Annotated in this window: 14 protein-coding genes, 2 tRNA genes and 1 other RNA gene; 5 read left to right on the forward strand and 12 right to left on the reverse strand. The window is 38.9% G+C overall.

All coding sequences use genetic code 11. The features are described from left to right. Positions 1-4 precede the first annotated feature (4 nt). Both rfaD and BS34_RS0108510 read right to left on the reverse strand, forming a co-directional pair. Complete coding sequence (rfaD, locus tag BS34_RS0108505; RefSeq protein ID WP_029408100.1) at positions 5-973, reverse strand: ADP-glyceromanno-heptose 6-epimerase; 969 nt, start codon at positions 971-973, stop codon at positions 5-7. Between the two features lie 3 nt (positions 974-976). Then, on the reverse strand, positions 977-1,348 hold the full coding sequence (locus BS34_RS0108510; RefSeq protein WP_029408101.1) for a diacylglycerol kinase: 372 nt from the start codon (positions 1,346-1,348) through the stop codon (positions 977-979). Positions 1,349-1,820: 472 nt separating this feature from the next. On the opposite strand from BS34_RS0108510, the gene BS34_RS0108515 reads away from it, so the two are divergent. Genes BS34_RS0108515 through BS34_RS0108525 form a run of 3 tightly spaced genes read left to right on the forward strand, consistent with a single transcriptional unit; the run spans position 1,821 to position 5,167 of the window. Continuing rightward, positions 1,821-2,483: a fused DSP-PTPase phosphatase/NAD kinase-like protein gene (locus tag BS34_RS0108515; RefSeq protein ID WP_029408102.1), complete on the forward strand. Its 663-nt coding sequence runs from the start codon at positions 1,821-1,823 to the stop codon at positions 2,481-2,483. Between the two features lie 4 nt (positions 2,484-2,487). Then, complete coding sequence (gene msbA, locus BS34_RS0108520) at positions 2,488-4,227, forward strand: lipid A export permease/ATP-binding protein MsbA (RefSeq protein ID WP_029408103.1); 1,740 nt, start codon at positions 2,488-2,490, stop codon at positions 4,225-4,227. Next, a complete protein-coding gene (locus BS34_RS0108525; RefSeq protein ID WP_051640761.1) occupies positions 4,220-5,167 on the forward strand; it encodes a lysophospholipid acyltransferase family protein in 948 nt (315 codons plus the stop codon). Before msbA ends, BS34_RS0108525 begins: the two co-directional genes overlap by 8 nt. Positions 5,168-5,318: 151 nt before the next feature. Here BS34_RS0108525 and BS34_RS0108530 read toward each other — a convergent pair whose 3' ends face one another. Both BS34_RS0108530 and BS34_RS0108535 read right to left on the reverse strand, forming a co-directional pair. After that, the gene (locus BS34_RS0108530) at positions 5,319-5,528 is read right to left on the reverse strand and encodes a zinc-finger domain-containing protein (RefSeq protein WP_029408105.1); all 210 of its coding nucleotides are present in this window, start codon (positions 5,526-5,528) and stop codon (positions 5,319-5,321) included. A gap of 11 nt (positions 5,529-5,539) precedes the next feature. Continuing rightward, a complete protein-coding gene (locus BS34_RS0108535) occupies positions 5,540-6,469 on the reverse strand; it encodes a branched-chain amino acid transaminase (RefSeq protein ID WP_029408106.1) in 930 nt (309 codons plus the stop codon). 409 nt (positions 6,470-6,878) lie between these two features. Between BS34_RS0108535 and BS34_RS0108545 the strand changes: the two genes are divergently transcribed. Continuing rightward, positions 6,879-8,051, forward strand: coding sequence for an aspartate aminotransferase family protein (locus tag BS34_RS0108545; protein ID WP_029408107.1), 1,173 nt, complete (start codon positions 6,879-6,881; stop codon positions 8,049-8,051). Positions 8,052-8,255: 204 nt separating this feature from the next. Next, the gene (gene argF, locus BS34_RS0108550) at positions 8,256-9,170 is read left to right on the forward strand and encodes an ornithine carbamoyltransferase (protein WP_029408108.1); all 915 of its coding nucleotides are present in this window, start codon (positions 8,256-8,258) and stop codon (positions 9,168-9,170) included. Positions 9,171-9,277: 107 nt separating this feature from the next. On the opposite strand, the gene recR is transcribed toward argF, so the two are convergent. The 8 genes from recR to BS34_RS0108585 form a co-directional block, all read right to left on the reverse strand. Next, positions 9,278-9,871, reverse strand: a complete 594-nt coding sequence (gene recR / locus BS34_RS0108555) for a recombination mediator RecR (RefSeq protein WP_029408109.1) — start codon at positions 9,869-9,871, stop codon at positions 9,278-9,280. A 20-nt stretch (positions 9,872-9,891) separates the two neighbouring features. Further along, positions 9,892-10,221: a YbaB/EbfC family nucleoid-associated protein gene (locus BS34_RS0108560; RefSeq protein ID WP_029408110.1), complete on the reverse strand. Its 330-nt coding sequence runs from the start codon at positions 10,219-10,221 to the stop codon at positions 9,892-9,894. Positions 10,222-10,291: 70 nt separating this feature from the next. Then, positions 10,292-12,811 (reverse strand): DNA polymerase III subunit gamma/tau, encoded by a 2,520-nt coding sequence (gene dnaX / locus BS34_RS0108565; RefSeq protein WP_051640762.1) that lies wholly within the window; start codon positions 12,809-12,811, stop codon positions 10,292-10,294. A gap of 204 nt (positions 12,812-13,015) precedes the next feature. Beyond that, positions 13,016-13,112, reverse strand: an RNA gene (gene ffs, locus BS34_RS12860) — signal recognition particle sRNA small type. Between the two features lie 14 nt (positions 13,113-13,126). Beyond that, positions 13,127-13,201: transfer RNA gene (locus tag BS34_RS0108570), tRNA-Gly, on the reverse strand. Between the two features lie 4 nt (positions 13,202-13,205). Continuing rightward, positions 13,206-13,295, reverse strand: a tRNA-Ser gene (locus BS34_RS0108575). Positions 13,296-13,357: 62 nt separating this feature from the next. Continuing rightward, the gene (locus tag BS34_RS0108580; RefSeq protein WP_029408112.1) at positions 13,358-13,855 is read right to left on the reverse strand and encodes a GlcG/HbpS family heme-binding protein; all 498 of its coding nucleotides are present in this window, start codon (positions 13,853-13,855) and stop codon (positions 13,358-13,360) included. Positions 13,856-14,095: 240 nt separating this feature from the next. After that, entirely contained in the window at positions 14,096-17,464 is a 3,369-nt protein-coding gene (locus BS34_RS0108585) for an efflux RND transporter permease subunit (RefSeq protein ID WP_233993176.1), read from the reverse strand.

A 17,464-nucleotide genomic window follows, 5' to 3' on the forward strand; every position in this document is an offset into this window, starting at 1 on the left:
AAGTTTACTTTGTAAAATTTAAAACGGTTGGATTTTCTGTCAACCAAGTTAAATATTTTTTAACGCCTTGAGCGACATTATTAAAAGGTTCGTTATAACCTTCTGCTCTTAAAGCTGAATTATCTGCTTGAGTAAAACTTTGATAAGCCCCTTTTAAATGCTCTGGAAAAGGAATAAATTCAATCTCGCCTCTGCTATGAAAATCAATGACCGCTTCGGCAATATTTTTAAAGGGTTCTGCGGCAGCTGGCCCCAAATTAAAGATGCCCGATTTTTCTGGGTGTGCTAAAAACCATAAATTCACTTTAACCACATCTTCAATATAAACAAAATCACGGGTTTGCATACCTGCACCATAGCCATCGTATTCACCAAACAATTTAAGCTTTTCACCTGCTAAAATTTGGTTATGAAGTTTAAAGGCGACACTGGCCATATCACCCTTGTGCTGTTCTCTAGGACCATAGACATTAAAATATCTAAAGCCCACAACCTGGCTTTTAGCAGTTGGTAAAATTTGGCGAACATATTGGTCAAACTGAAACTTAGAGTAACCGTAAACGTTTAGCGGTTTTTCATAAGCCCTTTCCTCAATAAAGTCAGGGCCATCTCCATATACGGAAGCGGATGAAGCGTAAAAGAATGGAATCCCCCAATTAAGACAATAATTAAGTACGTCTTTAGAGTACTCGTAGTTATTGTCCATCATGAATTTTCCGTCCCACTCTGTGGTTGCAGAACAGGCTCCTTCGTGAAAAATCGCTTCAATCTCAGGCAATCCTTGCTCGGCAAAGATACGTTGCTGAAAATCTTCTTTATCCAGATAGTCGGCAATATCGCAGTCAGCGATATTGATAAACTTTTTACCGTTTTTTAAATTATCCACCACAATAATATCTGTGCGTCCTTGTTCATTTAACGCTTTAACAATATTACTGCCAATAAATCCTGCTCCACCCGTTACAACAATCATTTCTTAACCCATAATCTTTGAAATAGTAAAACCGCCCCAAACTAAAATGGCGATAAAAAAAGATAAAAACACCGCCGCTGACCCTTGGTCTTTAGCACGGCCTGATAATTTATGATAATCCTCACCAATACGATCAACAACGCTTTCCACTGCTGAGTTCAAAAGTTCCACTACCAACACGATTAATAAAACGGCAATCAAAATAACTCTTTCAGAAGCCGTGTCACCAATCCAAAAAGCCAACGGTGTCATCAATGCAAATAATATAACTTCTTGCCTAAAAGCCGCTTCATGTTTCCAGGTGGATTTAAACCCTTTCCAAGAATAACCAGCAGCGTAAAAAACTCGTTTTAATCCTGTATGTGGTGATTTCATTTCAAGCCTTTGTCGTAATTTTTACCATAAACTATTCGAGGTTTTGATTGATATTCTGGCGAGCAGATCGATTTTTTCTGATTCATTTAGTCACTCTTATTGGAATCATAAAATGAGACACAGTGTAACTAATTAAAACCTTACGAATAATAGCTTAAACCAATATCCTCGCCCAAATAGCCTGCAAATTAAATTTCTTATGTTAGTTAATCTTATGTTCATTAATTTACATTAATTTAAATAGGTAAATTTACTTTTCAGAGCAGAACTAAGCTAATTAAGTAGCCAAAACATTAAACACTTTTTACGACAAGAAACTTAAAAAATCTTAAACTCTTTTTTAAAATTAATACTCTAAAAACGAATCATTCCTCGCTATTAATTTCAAAAGCATGATTCTATCATTTAGTTCAAATAAAAGAGTAAAATAGTCGCAAATTAACTTTCCAATTTAAAGGTTTTAAAAGCCCAAATGACTCAATTAAACACTTTTTGGAAACGCACCAAAGCTCATTTGCACGCATGGTTTGTTGACCACGAAATAATACGCAGTTTGTACAGAAACTTTTACAAACTCTCAAACAAGGCCTTTAGAAGCAGCCACCCCTCTCCAGCCTTTATTAAGAAATTACATCAAAAGCATGGTGTTAAAACCATTCTAAGCATGCGTGGTGCCGATCTTTCCGGGGCATATATCCTTGAAAAAGAAGCTTGCAATAAGTATGGAATTACATTAATTAACCACCCTATGTCGTCTCGCTCTTTACCTGATGTAGATAGAATATTACAAGCTAAGTCTATTCTAGAAAATGCTGAAAAACCTATACTACTGCACTGTAAATCAGGAGCTGATCGAGCTGGAATGATGAGCGTATTTTACAAGCTTTTTATAGAAGAGGAGCCAATCGAAGAAGCATTAAAACAACTCAGCATGAAATACGGCCATTTTCGTTGGGCTGATACAGGTAAGTTAGATTATTTCTTTGATAGCTTTTTAGAATACAGAACTCAAAATCCAGATACTGAATTCTTAGATTGGCTAGAAAATCACTATGACAAAACCAAGCTCGAACATGAGTTCCATAGTTCAGGTTGGGCAAACATAGTTGTCAATAAAATCCTTCACCGAGAATAACTCAATGCTAGATCGTGCCACCCTTTCGCTTTATCGCCGCTTATTAAACTATATTTTGCCCTTTAAAGGCATGATTGCAATAACTTTATCAGGTCTATTAACAATTGCTATCATGGAGCCGGCCACGGCCATGGTTTTAAAAGAGTTGGTGGATGAGAGTTTAATCGCTAAGAATCCTGATTCATTTGTAATGATGCCTTTACTTCTAGCCGGAGTATTTATCATCAAAGGTTTTGCTGAATATTTTAGTAAAGTATTTAGTCAATGGATTGCTGAAAAAGCTGTTTTACAGATTCGTTCTGACATGTACAACAAAATGCAGCACTTGGCTTTTGATACCTTCCACAAATATGGCACGGGTAAACTCATGTCAAAAATCACCTATGATGTACCACAGGCGAGCAATGCACTTTCTACCGCTTGGGTTACCCTTATTAGAGACAGCCTGACTATTATTGCACTAGTGGGTTACTTGCTTTATATATCTTGGCAACTCACTTTATTGATGTTAATTATAGGCCCTGTAGTCGCTTGGATTATTGATAAAGCCAGTAAGATGATGCGCCAATCTAGTAAAAATATGCAACAAAATATGGGACAACTCACCCAACGTTTAGAAGAAAGTTTAACCGGTCATCAAGAAATCAAAATTTATGGTGCTGAAACCTACGAAAAAAAACGTTTTCAAAACACAGCTACTGAATTATTAAACAACACTATGCATGTTACTAAAGTCTCTGCGCTCAATGTTCCTTTAGTACAAGTACTGGCTGCGATTGCTCTAGCAGCTGTAGTATATATAGCAATGCAAATGTCAGCACAAAACCTGTTTACCCCAGGTGAATTATTAGCTTACATTACCGCTATGGCATTGACGTTCGAGCCCATTCGTCGCTTAACCAGTATTAACGAAACCGTGCAAAAAGGAATGGCGGCAGCAGAAAGTATTTTTGAACTTCTAGACCAACCAAACGAAACTAACGCCGGAACTCAAAAACTTATCAACCCGTTAGGCGAGATCACTTTTAAAAAAGTTGAGTTTAGCTACCCATATAGTAAAAGCAAAGCATTGATTGATTTTAATTTAACTATTCCAGCAGGTAAAACCACTGCTTTAGTTGGTCAGTCGGGGAGTGGTAAATCTACCCTAGTAAACCTTATCACCCGATTTTACGATGCTGAAAAGGGTGAAATCTTAGTTGATGGTCAAAATATTAAAGACTTAGAACGCCACTTTTTAAGAGAACAAATCGCTTTAGTTAGCCAAAAAGTAACACTGTTTGACGATACGGTTGCTGCCAACATCGCTTATGGCAAAACTGACACTCCACAAGAAGAGATTATTGCTGCCGCCAAGGCGGCTCATGCCTGGGAATTTATTGAAAAATTACCACAAGGTTTAAATACCAATATAGGTGAAAACGGCAACTTACTTTCTGGCGGGCAACGCCAACGTATTGCCATTGCCAGAGCGTTTCTAAAAAACGCCCCTATTCTTATTTTAGATGAGGCCACTTCAGCACTCGACAATCAAAGTGAACAGATGATTCAACGTGCAATGGAATCTTTAAAACAGAACCGCACAGTGATTGTCATTGCCCACCGTTTAAGCACCATTGAAAATGCTGATAACATCGTCGTCATGCAACAGGGCAAACTTATGGAACAAGGCACTCATAAAGAACTGCTAGCTCAAAAAGGAATCTATTCGCAACTCTATCAAGGACAGGAGTTCGATGAGTAAGTCTTCTAAAAAACTTTACACGCAAACTTTCCAAACCGCATTTCTAGCACCAAAATACTGGGGAATTTGGCTGGGTATAGGGTTACTACGCTTATTGTCCCTAATGCCTTTTCGCTGGAAATTTCCAATCGGAAAGTGGCTAGGTAAAGTACTTTACACTCTTTCAGCAAAACGGCGTCGTTTAGCACAAGCCAACCTAACCCTTTGCTTTCCAGAAAAGTCGGCTATTGAGATTCAGTCATTACTAAAACAACACTTTGAATCTCTTGGTATAGCCTTAATGGAAATGACAATGGTTTGGTGGGGTGATCACAAAAAAAACCACCAAAATGCGTTTGAAAGAGGCCTTGTCACTTTTATTGGTGAAGATAACCTAAAACAGGCTCAAAATGCAGGCAAAGGAGTATTAATTTTAGCCCCGCACTTCACGACTTTAGAAGTAACCGGGTTATTTGTCTCATTTTTAACAAACTACCATGCCGTCTATCGCCCTCATGACAACCCTTTAATGGATTATTTAATTGCTAAAGGACGTTCTATTAAGTTTAGTAATGGCGAACATGTTGAACCGGTTTCTAATGCCAATACTCGTCAAATGCTTAAAGTATTGCGTTCGGGACAAAGCATGACTTTTTTACCTGACCAACGCTATAGAGCTAAAGGCCATGTAAAAGTGCCTTTTTTTGGCGTTGAGACCATGAGCAATCCGGCAACGTCCAAAATAGCCAAAATGACAGACTGCGCAGTTGTGCCCACATTTACCCGACGCTTAGAGAACGGACAATATGAAGTGGAGTTTCTCCCCGCATTAGAGAACTTTCCTTCTGGTGATGATTATGAAGACACGCTAAGACTCCATCATTTATATGAAACTGAAATTCGTAAGAATCCAAGCCAATACTTATGGGTCCATAATCGCTGGAATTTAAAAAACACTTAGTCGGTTTTTTCTAAGATTAATAAGCCGCGCTTTCAAGAAGTAAGTCATATTTCAAACCAATAAAAAAGCCGTAATTGCATTACAACAATTACGGCTTTTGCCATTCTACCAGGCCTGGTAGTTTCTCAGATTAAAGACTTGTAACGAAAAACTAGTGGTGACCTGAATGATTAGGGTCAAAATCTTTTAATGTATACACGGCACCACAATATGGGCATTTAGCTTCACCCGTTTCTTCAATCGGTAAAAACACACGAGGATGTGAATTCCATTTACTCATATCTGGCGTTGGGCAATGCAAGGGTAAATCATCATAAGTGACTTCATAATGAGACTTAGAATTAGTTGAATTTCCACTCATTTAAACTCTCCTTATTTAGCAACGTTTGCTAGCCAATCGATATGCTCAGCAGAACGACCATGCACAATATCAAAATACATTGTTTGCAATTTTTCTGTAATCGGTCCACGAGAACCAATACCAATTGGGCGATTATCTAATTCACGAATAGGGGTTACTTCTGCCGCCGTTCCAGTAAAGAAAGCTTCATCCGCAATATAAACTTCATCACGTGTAATTTTCTTTTCAATCACATCAAGACCAATTTCATCAGCTAATGACATAATCGTTCTACGAGTAATACCATCTAAACAACAAGTAAGTTCAGGTGTATACAAAACACCGTCTTTTACCATAAAGAAGTTTTCACCAGAACCTTCAGACACATAACCGTCAACGTCCAGTAACAAAGCTTCATCACAACCATGACTTACCGCTTCTTGCAACGCTAACATAGAGTTCATGTATGCACCGTTAGATTTGGCTTTTGTCATGGTGATATTCACATGATGGCGAGAATAAGATGAAGTGGCAATTTTAATTCCACGATTCAAGTTCTCTTCACCCATGTAAGCACCCCATTCCCAAGCAGCAACCATAACATGCACCTTAAGATTATCGGCACGCAACCCCATTCCTTCAGCTCCGTAAAAAGCCATTGGACGAATATAAGCCGACTTTAAATTATTCTCACGAACAGCTGCACATTGAGCTTCATTTAACTCATCTTTATCATAAGGCATAGGCATATTCATAATTTTAGAGGAGTTAATCAAACGATCAGTATGCGCATCTAAACGGAAAATAGATGTTCCCTGCTCCGCATCATAAGCTCTCACCCCTTCAAACACACCCATACCATAATGTAATGTATGTGTTAAAACGTGAACCTTAGCATCGCGCCATGGAACCATTTGACCATCTAACCAGATTACGCCATCTCTATCAGCCATCGTTTGCATTAACAAATTCTCCACAAAATTTTAAAATATTAAGGGAGATATTTTATCCTAAAACCAAGCTTTCACAATTGAAGTTTGCGCTTTTTTATAATAAAAACCTTGTTTTAAGCTATTTTTTAACTCTTTTAAGCTGCAAAACACCATTAGACTTGAAAAATTACCAGATTCAGATAAAATCATTTTTTTGGAATTGAATGTCAACTGGCTATTTACTGTTGAACATCGCAATCAAAAAAGCAACCTTGCAGAAAGCATTTATAAACACCTCGTTATTTGACAAAGTAGTCACGTCAAAACTGGATATTTATAAATACTCCTCTCGGGTTGCTTTTTTTGTTTATCCAACACATTAAAGTTTTTGTAACGTTATGTCATCATAAAGCCATAACGTTAATTTTTAGGATTTTTTATGACTGATCATTTGATGAATACTTATGCAAGACTACCTGTTAGCTTTGAAAAAGGCGACGGCGCTACCCTGCATGACACCAATGGAAAAACCTACCTTGATGCGCTTAGTGGTATAGCCGTTTGTAGTTTAGGTCATGCTCATCCAGCCATCGCTGATGCCATTTGTAAACAAAGCCACGCCCTTATTCATACCAGCAATCTTTATCAAATTGCTAATCAACAACAACTTGCTGACAAACTCATTGAACATTCAGGCATGGACAAGGTGTTTTTCTCTAATTCGGGTGCAGAAGCTAACGAAGCCGCAATTAAAATTGCCCGTAAATATGCCCATTCAAAAAATATTGAAAACCCGAGCATCATCGTTATGGAAAACAGTTTCCATGGCCGAACACTTGCCACCTTGTCTGCAACTGGTAACGACAAAGTTCACGAAGGATTTACCCCTTTAGTTGATGGTTTTATTCGTGTGCCATTTGATGATATTGATGCTGTCACTGCCCATTCAAAGAATCAAGATGTGGTCGCCATTCTTGTTGAGCCGATTCAAGGAGAAGGTGGAATTCATGTTCCAGAGCCTGGCTACCTAACTAAATTGCGCGAAATTTGTGATGCCAATAACTGGTTATTAATGACAGACGAAGTTCAGACAGGCATGTGCCGTACAGGAGAATGGTTTGCCTTTCAACATGACAACATCAAACCCGATGTTTTAACCTTAGCAAAAGCTTTAGGCAACGGAATGCCTATTGGCGCTTGCTTAGCCAAGGGAGAAGCGGCCAATACATTTGTACCCGGAAATCACGGCACAACATTTGGAGGTAACCCTCTTGCCTGTGCTGCTGGTTTAGCAGTTATTAACACCTTAGAAGTGCATAACCATGTTGCTGCTGTTGCCAAAAAAGGTCAACAATTAATTGAGCAATTCAAGCAAACTCTGCAAAACCAACAAGGCGTTGTTGAAGTACGTGGCAAAGGCTACATGATTGGTATTCAACTCGATCGACCTTGTGGAGAACTTGTGGCTCTAGCTTTAGAAGCCGGCCTGCTTATCAATGTAACAAGAGGTGACACAATCAGATTGTTACCTACCTATGTTATGAGCAATGAACAAACCGAATTTTTAGTTAAGACGTTAAACGAATTAATTAGAAAATTTTTAAATAAATGAGACCTTTGCACGAGATAGGTGCGAAAGAAAAATGTGGAGGAATTTGCCTGATTGCGGCGGAAAACGTAGGGAATAGCTAGCTATTCGCAAGTTGTCGCCCAACGGAAGTGCCCTTGGGGTACAACAAAAATCGGGTGAATTTTAACCATTTTTATTCGTGCATACTCTCATGCAAAGGTCTCAAATAATATAAAGATTAGAAAGATGACTATAAGACACTTTTTAACCCTAAAAGATTTAACCTCAGCTGAACTTCAGCAAATAATGCATCGTGGCATTGAGCTTAAAAAAATGCAGCATTCTGGTGAAATTTATGAGCCTTTAAAAAATCAGACTTTAGCGATGATTTTTGAGAAATCTTCAACTCGAACTCGCATCTCATTTGAAACAGGCATGACTCAATTTGGTGGTCATGCATTATTTTTATCTTCAAATGACACGCAACTTGGTCGTGGCGAACCGCTTGAAGATAGTGCTAGAGTTATCTCAAGCATGGTCGACGGAATAATGATTCGTACTTTTGGACACAATATTGTTGAGACATTTGCACAACACTCGTCAGTACCAATTATTAATGCCTTAACAGATGATTTTCACCCTTGCCAGCTTTTAGCTGATATGCAAACCTATCAAGAACACCGCGGTAGCATTGAAGGTAAAACCGTTACCTGGGTGGGTGATGGTAACAATATGTGTCATTCATACATAAACGCTGCAGCACAATACGGCTTTAATTTACGCATTGCCTGCCCAGAAGGTTATGATCCAAATATGGATTTGGTTAATGCAAACAAAGACCGCGTGGAAATCGTTAGAAATACACTAGACGCATCTGAAAACTCCGATCTTATCGTAACGGATGTATGGGCAAGTATGGGACAAGAAGAAGAGCAAAAACTTCGTGAACGTGCTTTTGCTGATTACCAAGTTAATAAAGCAGTCATGGAAAAGGCCGATAATGAAGCCCTATTCATGCATTGCCTACCGGCACACCGTGGTGAAGAAGTGACTGCTGATGTTATTGATGCCAAAGACACTGTAGTTTGGGATGAGGCAGAAAACAGACTACATGCTCAAAAAGCACTACTAGAGTTCTTAATGAGTAAAACCAAAGCTTAACCTTAATCAAGCCCAGAAACATCCTATTCCTTAAGCTTGAATCCTATAAAAAACCCCACAATTGTGGGATTTTTTATGTTCAAGAATCATACTAACAAAACGCTTAACTACATTGACCGTCTTGCCAAAAAGGCCTGAGAAAGTGTACCACTATCCAAATATTCAAGCTCTCCCCCCATAGGTATACCTTGAGCCAAACGAGATACTTTAACTTCATATTTAAACGCCATTTGCTGAATATAATGCGCTGTTGCCTCACCTTCAACAGTTGGATTCGTTGCAATAATTAGCTCAGAAACAGATTTATCTGACAACCTTGACTCTAATAAATCCAGTCCAATTTGACTAGGACCCACTCCATCAATAGGAGATAGATGTCCCATCAAAACAAAATATTGACCCTGAAATATACCCGATTGTTCAATCACAGTTACATCAGATGGAGATTCAACAATACATAACTCGCCGGTTGCTCGTCGACTTGATTGACAAATACTGCAAGTTTCTTCTTCTGTTAAGGTTCTGCATAAAGAACAATGGCCAACCTCTTCCACAGCCTTGGCTAAGGTTTGGGCAAGAACAGCCCCGCCTTTTTTATTGCGTTCAAGTAAATAATAAGCCATTCGCTGTGCCGATTTTGGACCAACACCAGGTAAGACTCGAAATGCTTCAATTAGTTCTTGTATTAAAGGGCTTTGCAATCTAAATTCTCAAATATTGATTAAAATGGCATCTTCATGCCTGCGGGCATATTCATTCCGGCCGTTAAACCGCCCATTTTTTCTTGAGTAACCTCTTCAACTCTTCGTGATGCACTATTAACCGCTGCGGCAAACAAGTCTTCAAGCATCTCTTTATCATCCATTAATGAATCATCAACCTCTACTTTTACTAACTCATGCTTACCCGTCATAACCACTTTAACCATACCGCCGCCAGCTTCGCCGTTAATTTCCATTTTTGCAATTTCTTCTTGAGCAGCTTGCATATTTTTTTGCATATCTTGGGCTTGTTTCATTAAGTTACCAATACCGCCTTTACCACCAAACATAAGTTTATTCCTTTATTTTCTATTCAGTTTTTATTCGTGTTTTTATTAATCTTTTTGATTCTTAAAATTCTTAAATGGGTTTTAGTGTTCCCGGAATCACTTCCATTCCTAAATTAGAAATAAGAGCATTGACGACACTATCCGACTCTATTGATTGCTGTGCAGCCTGCTGTTTATCAGAAGCTAACTTTTGCTCTAATTTCACAGGGGTAAAATGTTCATTAGCTTGAACAACTTCAAGACTAAAATTTGAACCAAAATAAGCTTTTACCGCCGCGTCAATTTGCTCTAAAACCATTTCTGGCTTGGCGTATTGCTGCTCTGGGTCAATACTCATCTGTAATGTATTTTCAGTCATCGCAACAAGAACACTATTTCTAGCCATGTCATTAGCCATGCCTTTTAAATTTAAACGCTCAATAATGGTTAACCAGTCTTTTAAAGCATCATTACTAGGTACAAAGTTTTCATCAATTACATCTTGTATTTCATCTTCTATAATCTCACCGAGCTGGCCATCCTTTGCCTTTAAATTTAATGGTTTATCAGACTGTTGAACAGTATTCTCGTGAATATATTCTTGTGTTTCTACAGGAGATATATCACTTTGATTCATGCCTATTTCAGCATGTGATACTGATTGTGGAAATTTAGAATCTGGAAATTTAGAACCTGGAGACTTGGAACCTGAAGAAATTAACCCTGGAGATATAAGCTCTGGTGATTCTGACTTTTCTATAGATTCTAAAGGCTGGTTACTTTCAACAGAAGCCCATGAAGATGATTCATGAGATGTTGAGGTATCTATTGAATCATTACTATCTCTATGTTCTATATTAACTGTTGTAACTTGAGTTGAGTTTGGAGCTGCCCGCTCTTCAAGTTCATCAACTGCGTGAAAAGATGAATCTTCAAACACAACATTATTGACTACATCTGGAGCAGAAGGTATTTCACTAGACTGAGCCTCAGCTTTGACCGGTTTAGCAAAAGGCTGTTTTAATCTTTCTCGTATTTGAGTTAAATGATCTGTGGCAGCAACCGCGGCAGGTTTTTCTTGTACTTGTGCCGTTGAGTGATGATTGATTTCGGAATCAGCTTCTTGAGAAGTTTGTTTAAAACTTTCATTAAAGCTCTCTTTAACCGTTGCTTGTAAAGAAGCCTCGGCATAGCTCTCTTGTAAATCAGGCTCTTGAATTTTTTTAGGGCTTAAATCTCCAGACACATCGTGAACATTTGATGAAGCTAAACTAAGCTGATCATCTTTTATTTGATTAGCGTTTTTGTTAACAGAATTTTGAGCGTCTTCAGATAAAGACATCGTCTCAGGGTTTATTGAAGTGTTTTTTTTTCCTACTAATGAACGTGCTGTTGCTAAACTGGCCAAGGCATCCATTGGCGAAAGCCCTGACTCATCATTTAAAGCGGCTGCTGAGTTTGGTGATTGAGCCGCCTGTTTATTTGCAACATTAGATTCATTAGTTTTAGATTGACCCGATTGAGATTGCGCAGGTTGAAAAGCCAACATTCTCATCAAAGCCATTTCAAAACCGATTCTAATATCAGGCGCTAATTGCATATCTTGCTTGGTCAGCAAGGCAATCTGATAGAGCAACTGAACTCTTTCTGGTTCAATATTATCGGCAAAACTTTTCACAATCTCAGCCGGTAATAATGTGGTAGTTTCATTATCAGCAAATACTTGTACATAAGAGATAGCGTGCAAACTTTCAATAAGTTGTGCTAACAAGGCCTGGTAATCAACCCCCATAGAGGCCAATTGCTGAATAACATTTTTAATTTGTTGGGCATCATTGTTTGCCAATGCCTGTAGAATCGCTACCCCAAACTGCTGGTCAACCAGACCTAGCATAGTTTGCACGGGCTCAAACATCACTTCACCGGCCCCATAGGCTATTGCCTGGTCAAGTAAACTTAAACTATCCCTCGCAGAACCATCAGCACTTTTTGCAATTAGAGCTAGAGCAGAATCTTCAAATGGAATATTTTCTTGGCCAAGAATATGTGCTAAATGTCCCTGAATTTGCGGTTGAGTTAAACGCATTAAATTAAACTGCAAACAGCGAGACAATACCGTGATGGGTAACTTATGAGGATCCGTCGTCGCCAATAAAAACTTTACATGCTCAGGTGGTTCTTCAAGTGTTTTTAACAAGGCGTTAAAACTACTTTTAGAAAGCATGTGAACTTCATCTATAAGATAAACTTTATAACGACCTTGAGTCGGTGCAAACTGAACATTATCTAAAATTTCACGAGTGTCATCTACTTTGGTTTTAGATGCCGCATCCACTTCAATTAAATCAATAAACCGACCTTCATCAATAGAGCGACAAGTATCACAAACTCCACAAGGAGAAGAAGAAATCCCTTCTTGGCAGTTCAGGGCTTTTGCAAATATTCTAGCAATCGTGGTTTTACCCACCCCTCTTGTACCCGTAAACAGATAAGCATGGTGTAAACGTTGTTGATCAAGCGCGTTTGATAATGCCTGCATGACGTGGGATTGACCTACCAACTCAGCAAAGTTTTTTGGGCGCCACTTACGTGCTAAAACGGTATAACTCATAACGAGAACAACAACTCTTTAAGTTCAAAAATTGGAATTTATTTTAACGTGTATTGAAGACAAAATCAGAACTATTTAATGCATGTGTTTAAGCACTTAACAAGAGATTATTTTCATTATAAAAAAGCAAATCCTTTGAAACTACCAGGCCTGGTAACATTCAAAAAACATGGTAAAAATAGGTAAAAAAGAAATGGGTGGCAACCCTACCCGCCTTACCTCGGCGCACGCATCAGAAGGTACCGTTGCTTCCTTCCGGACCTGGCGGAGTTCCCAACTTAGCGTCGCGAGGGGACGAATAGAGTCACCATAATATGGAGCGGGTAAGGAGAATCGAACTCCTCTCATCGGCTTGGAAGGCCGAGGTAATAGCCAATATACGATACCCGCCTTTTGGCGGAGAGCGAGGGATTCGAACCCTCGATAGGGATAAACCTATACACACTTTCCAGGCGTGCGCCTTCAGCCACTCAGCCAGCTCTCCGTAAGGTGGGGCGAATTATACTTGTTATCTATTAGCTTGTCTAATGATTGACTGAAATAAAATTACTGCATTTCTAAATCATCAGATACAGATTCAAACCCAGCAATAGCACAAGCTTCATCATCCATACCATCTGGAGCACCACTTACACCAACTGCACCATACAACTTACCGCCCCCAGTAATGGGTGTTGAACCAGCCATAAGAGCCAAGCCTTCATCTATGGTAGACAATGGACCTTTTGCTCGTCCTTCTAACTGCGAGCCTTTTGCGTTAAACATTACAGATGAATAGGCCTTCTTCTTACTTATGTTTAGCGAAACAGGTGGTGCAACCGTATCACGCATTTGAACTTGAACAATTCCATTTCTATCCACCACGGTTACACTGATAGAAATCCCTTTTTCTCTGCACGCCTTGATGGCATTAACGGCAATAGTATTTGCAGTATCTGCAGTAATGCGCGCCACATTTACAGACATGGGCTCTTCTGCATAAACAGGCATAGATGCCACCATACTTAAACTGGTTACCGCTAAGGCTTTAGCAAAATTCTTCATTGTTTAATACCTCTCTTTAGTTATACAGAAAACTATACATAATCTTATGCAATTAGTTTTAAACAGTATAAACTTTTTAGAACTCTTATCAATATAAACTAGAATAATTTTCATTAATGTTTGGGGATAACAACCAGGCCTGGTTATTTTATAGAAGACAAAACCTGAGTTTGAGACATAAAAAAACCGGAGTTTTAAATAACCCCGGTTTTTAATTCATTCTTAGTTAATCTAAATTAACTAAGCTTGTTTAGCTAAAGCTTCTGCTTGCTCTTGCTGTTTAACGCCACCATGCCACTGCCAGATGTAATACATCAACGGAATAACCAACAGTGTTAAAACAGTTGAAGAAAGCGTACCAAAGATTAATGAAACCGCTAGACCACCAAATACAGGGTCAGTAATCATAATCATTGATCCAAACATAATCGCTAAAGCGGTTAGCAATATTGGACGAAAACGAACTTTACCAGCCTGAATAACTGCATCTTTCAGTGACCGACCTTCAGCTCGATACTCTAAAATAAAGTCGATTAACAGTAATGAGTTTCGTACCACAATACCGGCTAAGGCAATGACTCCAATCATTGAGGTTGCCGTAAATGCCTGATCAGTTAACCAGTGACCAGGGAAAACACCAATCATGGTTAATGGGATAGCACCCATAACAATAACAGGCATCATAAATGACTTATAGTAACCTACTAAAATTAGGTAAATAAAGACTAACGCCACAATAAAGGCACTACCCATATCACGGAATACATCTAATGTTAGGCGCATTTCACCACCCCATAAAATCGTGTAGTCCATAACATCATCCGGTGTTGCCTGAACAAAGCCAAGATTTGCAGTATGGAAAGTGACGCCAGATTCAGGCAATTTCACACCATCAAGCATTTTATCTAATGACAATACCGAATAAACTGGGCTCGATTGAAGTAACTCACCACCAATCATGACCATTTGATGTTGATCACGACCTAAAATTGGCTTGGCGTATAACACCTCTTCAATTTTAGCCACGGCTGATAATGGAACAGATGCTCCAGAACGAGATTGCACTTGTAATGACATCATTTGCTCAGCCACCGTTCTTTCTGAACGAGGAAGACGTACAATAATATCAACAGGTTCACGCACATTATCTAAATGCATATAACCCAGTTCAAAACCATTAATGTAGTCACGCAACATTTTACCCACTTGAGCAGGAGCAACCCCTAGAAGATTCGCTTGCTCACGGTCAATATTAATTTGATAACTCATATTATCTGCGGTAACAGAATCATCAACGTTAATTAAGCCGTAAATATTATTAAACTTCTTACCTACTTCGATAGAAGCCTGTCGTAACTTATCATAATCAGGACCATACAGTTCAGCCATAATTTGAGTCGTTACTGGTGGCCCTGGAGGCGTTTCATATAGTTTTATATTCGCTGCTGGGAAAGCTTTACGCAGCTCATTAAGATTAACATTCAACTGCTCAACAATATCGTGAGAAGATAAGTCTCTATGATGCTTATTGACTAAGTTAACTCTAATTTGAGCAAAGTTTGCCCCCTCTTTAATTAAGTCACCACGTACTAAGGCGGCAAAATCAATCGGCGCGTGATTTCCTAAGTAAACACTGTAATCCGTTACAAATTCAGTATTTGATAAACGCTCTCCAACATGTCTTACAACACGGTCAGTTGCTTCTAAAGCCGTGCCTTCTGGCATATCAATCTGCACTAAAAAAGTACTCGTGTTGTCATAAGGCAACATCTTTACTTCTACCCCTGCAGGATGAAGTGGATTATTCATGCCATCGCCACGCATAAACTGTAATGCGGGTTGAATCATTGCACCGATTAGAGACAATAAAACAATAAATAAAAACACATTACGTTTGGTACGGTTTTCTATCATTGGATTTATCGCTTTAACATAAAGCTTTTGCATCCAATCATCTTCATGCTGATGGTGCGTTTCCAGACTTTCTCTGGCTTGCATCTCTTTAATGGCTTTTTTGCCTAATAATCGATATGCCGCATAAGGCACAAGAATATAGGCAACAACCAATGAAGCAATCATTGCTACAGGAACATTAAATGGAATAGGCGCCATGAAGGGTCCCATCATCCCGGTAACAAATAGCATTGGAATAAAAGCCAAAATAACTGCAATCGTCGCGACGTTGGTTGGATTACCTATTTCATTAGTCGCCTTAATTAGCACTTCATCAAATTTTTCTGGATCAAAGCCATCATGTATATGCCTGTGGATGTTTTCAATAACCACTATGGCGGCATCCACTAATAACCCCAAAGATAAAATTAAAGCAAATAAGGTAATACGGTTAATAGTTTGATCTGCAATCATTCCAATAAATAAAACGACAAACAGAATTAAGGGGACTGTTAGGGTAACAATCCCAGCTTCTCTCCAACCAAGGAAGAGTATCAAAATAATCACAACAGAACCCACGGCGATAGCCAAATGCTCCATTAACAGATTTACTGCAGCATTGGCTTTTTCACCATCGTTACGAGTCACAACGACATCAACATTGGTTGGAATGATCGATTTTTTAAGCTCTGCTAATTGCTTTAATATTGAGTTAGCAACATCAACGGCATTCGTTCCTGGCTTTTTAGCCAAAGTAATCGTTACTGATTGTTGCTCTGAAAGATGTTTATAATCAGAGCTTGGCCCAAAACCTATACGAGAATAACTTTGGTTTTCTCTTGGACCATCATCAATCGTCGCAATATCTTTAAGATAAATTGGACGACCTTTATCGGCACCAATAACAATCTCACCAACTTCTTTTGCATTACCTAAAAAACCGTTTACGCGAATCAGTTTATTACGGTTATTATTAACCACAGACCCAACGGGTAAAGAGACATTACTTCCCTTTAGCATTTGGCTAATCGTTTCTAAAGAAAGTCCTGTTAACGCAATTTTTTGCGCATCTAACCAAACATTAATCGCACGTTGTTTTCCACCCACAACATCAGAAAACGAAACCCCTGGAATATTACGTAAGTTCTCAACCAGTTTTAATGAGATATCGCGTAAATCATAGCCTGACAGCTCTTTAGAGGTAACCGCCAAAGTCATAATAGGAACATCATCCACATTAATTGGCTTAATTAATGGATCTTGCGTATCTGGCGGCATTTTGTCCATGTTTTGCATAATTTGGTTATAAACCTTAACCAAACTATCTACCTGGTTCTCACCCACTTCAAATTGAACCGTAACCACACCAAAGTCATTTGAGGCATACCCAAAAGTATGATCCACGCCTGGCAGTGCACTTAAAATGGTTTCAAGTGGCTTCACGACCATATTATTGACTTCTTCAGGCGTAGCACCCGCTTTAGGCACAATAATATTGGCTGCCGGTACCACAATCTGAGGATTATACTCACGTGGAGTAATCAGATAAGCCATGATTCCAGCAAGCGTGACTGCGATAACCATCATCATGGTGATTTTTGAATGGATAAAGGCTTTAGCCAGCTTACCCGCTATATTTAATTGCGCCTCTGGATTGGCCTTTTCAGGCGTCGGATTCTCAGACATCGGATTCTCAGCCATCGGGTTTTCAGACAT

Source organism: Thiomicrorhabdus sp. Milos-T2 (assembly GCF_000702325.1).
In the GTDB taxonomy this organism is placed as follows: Bacteria; Pseudomonadota; Gammaproteobacteria; order Thiomicrospirales; family Thiomicrospiraceae; genus Thiomicrorhabdus.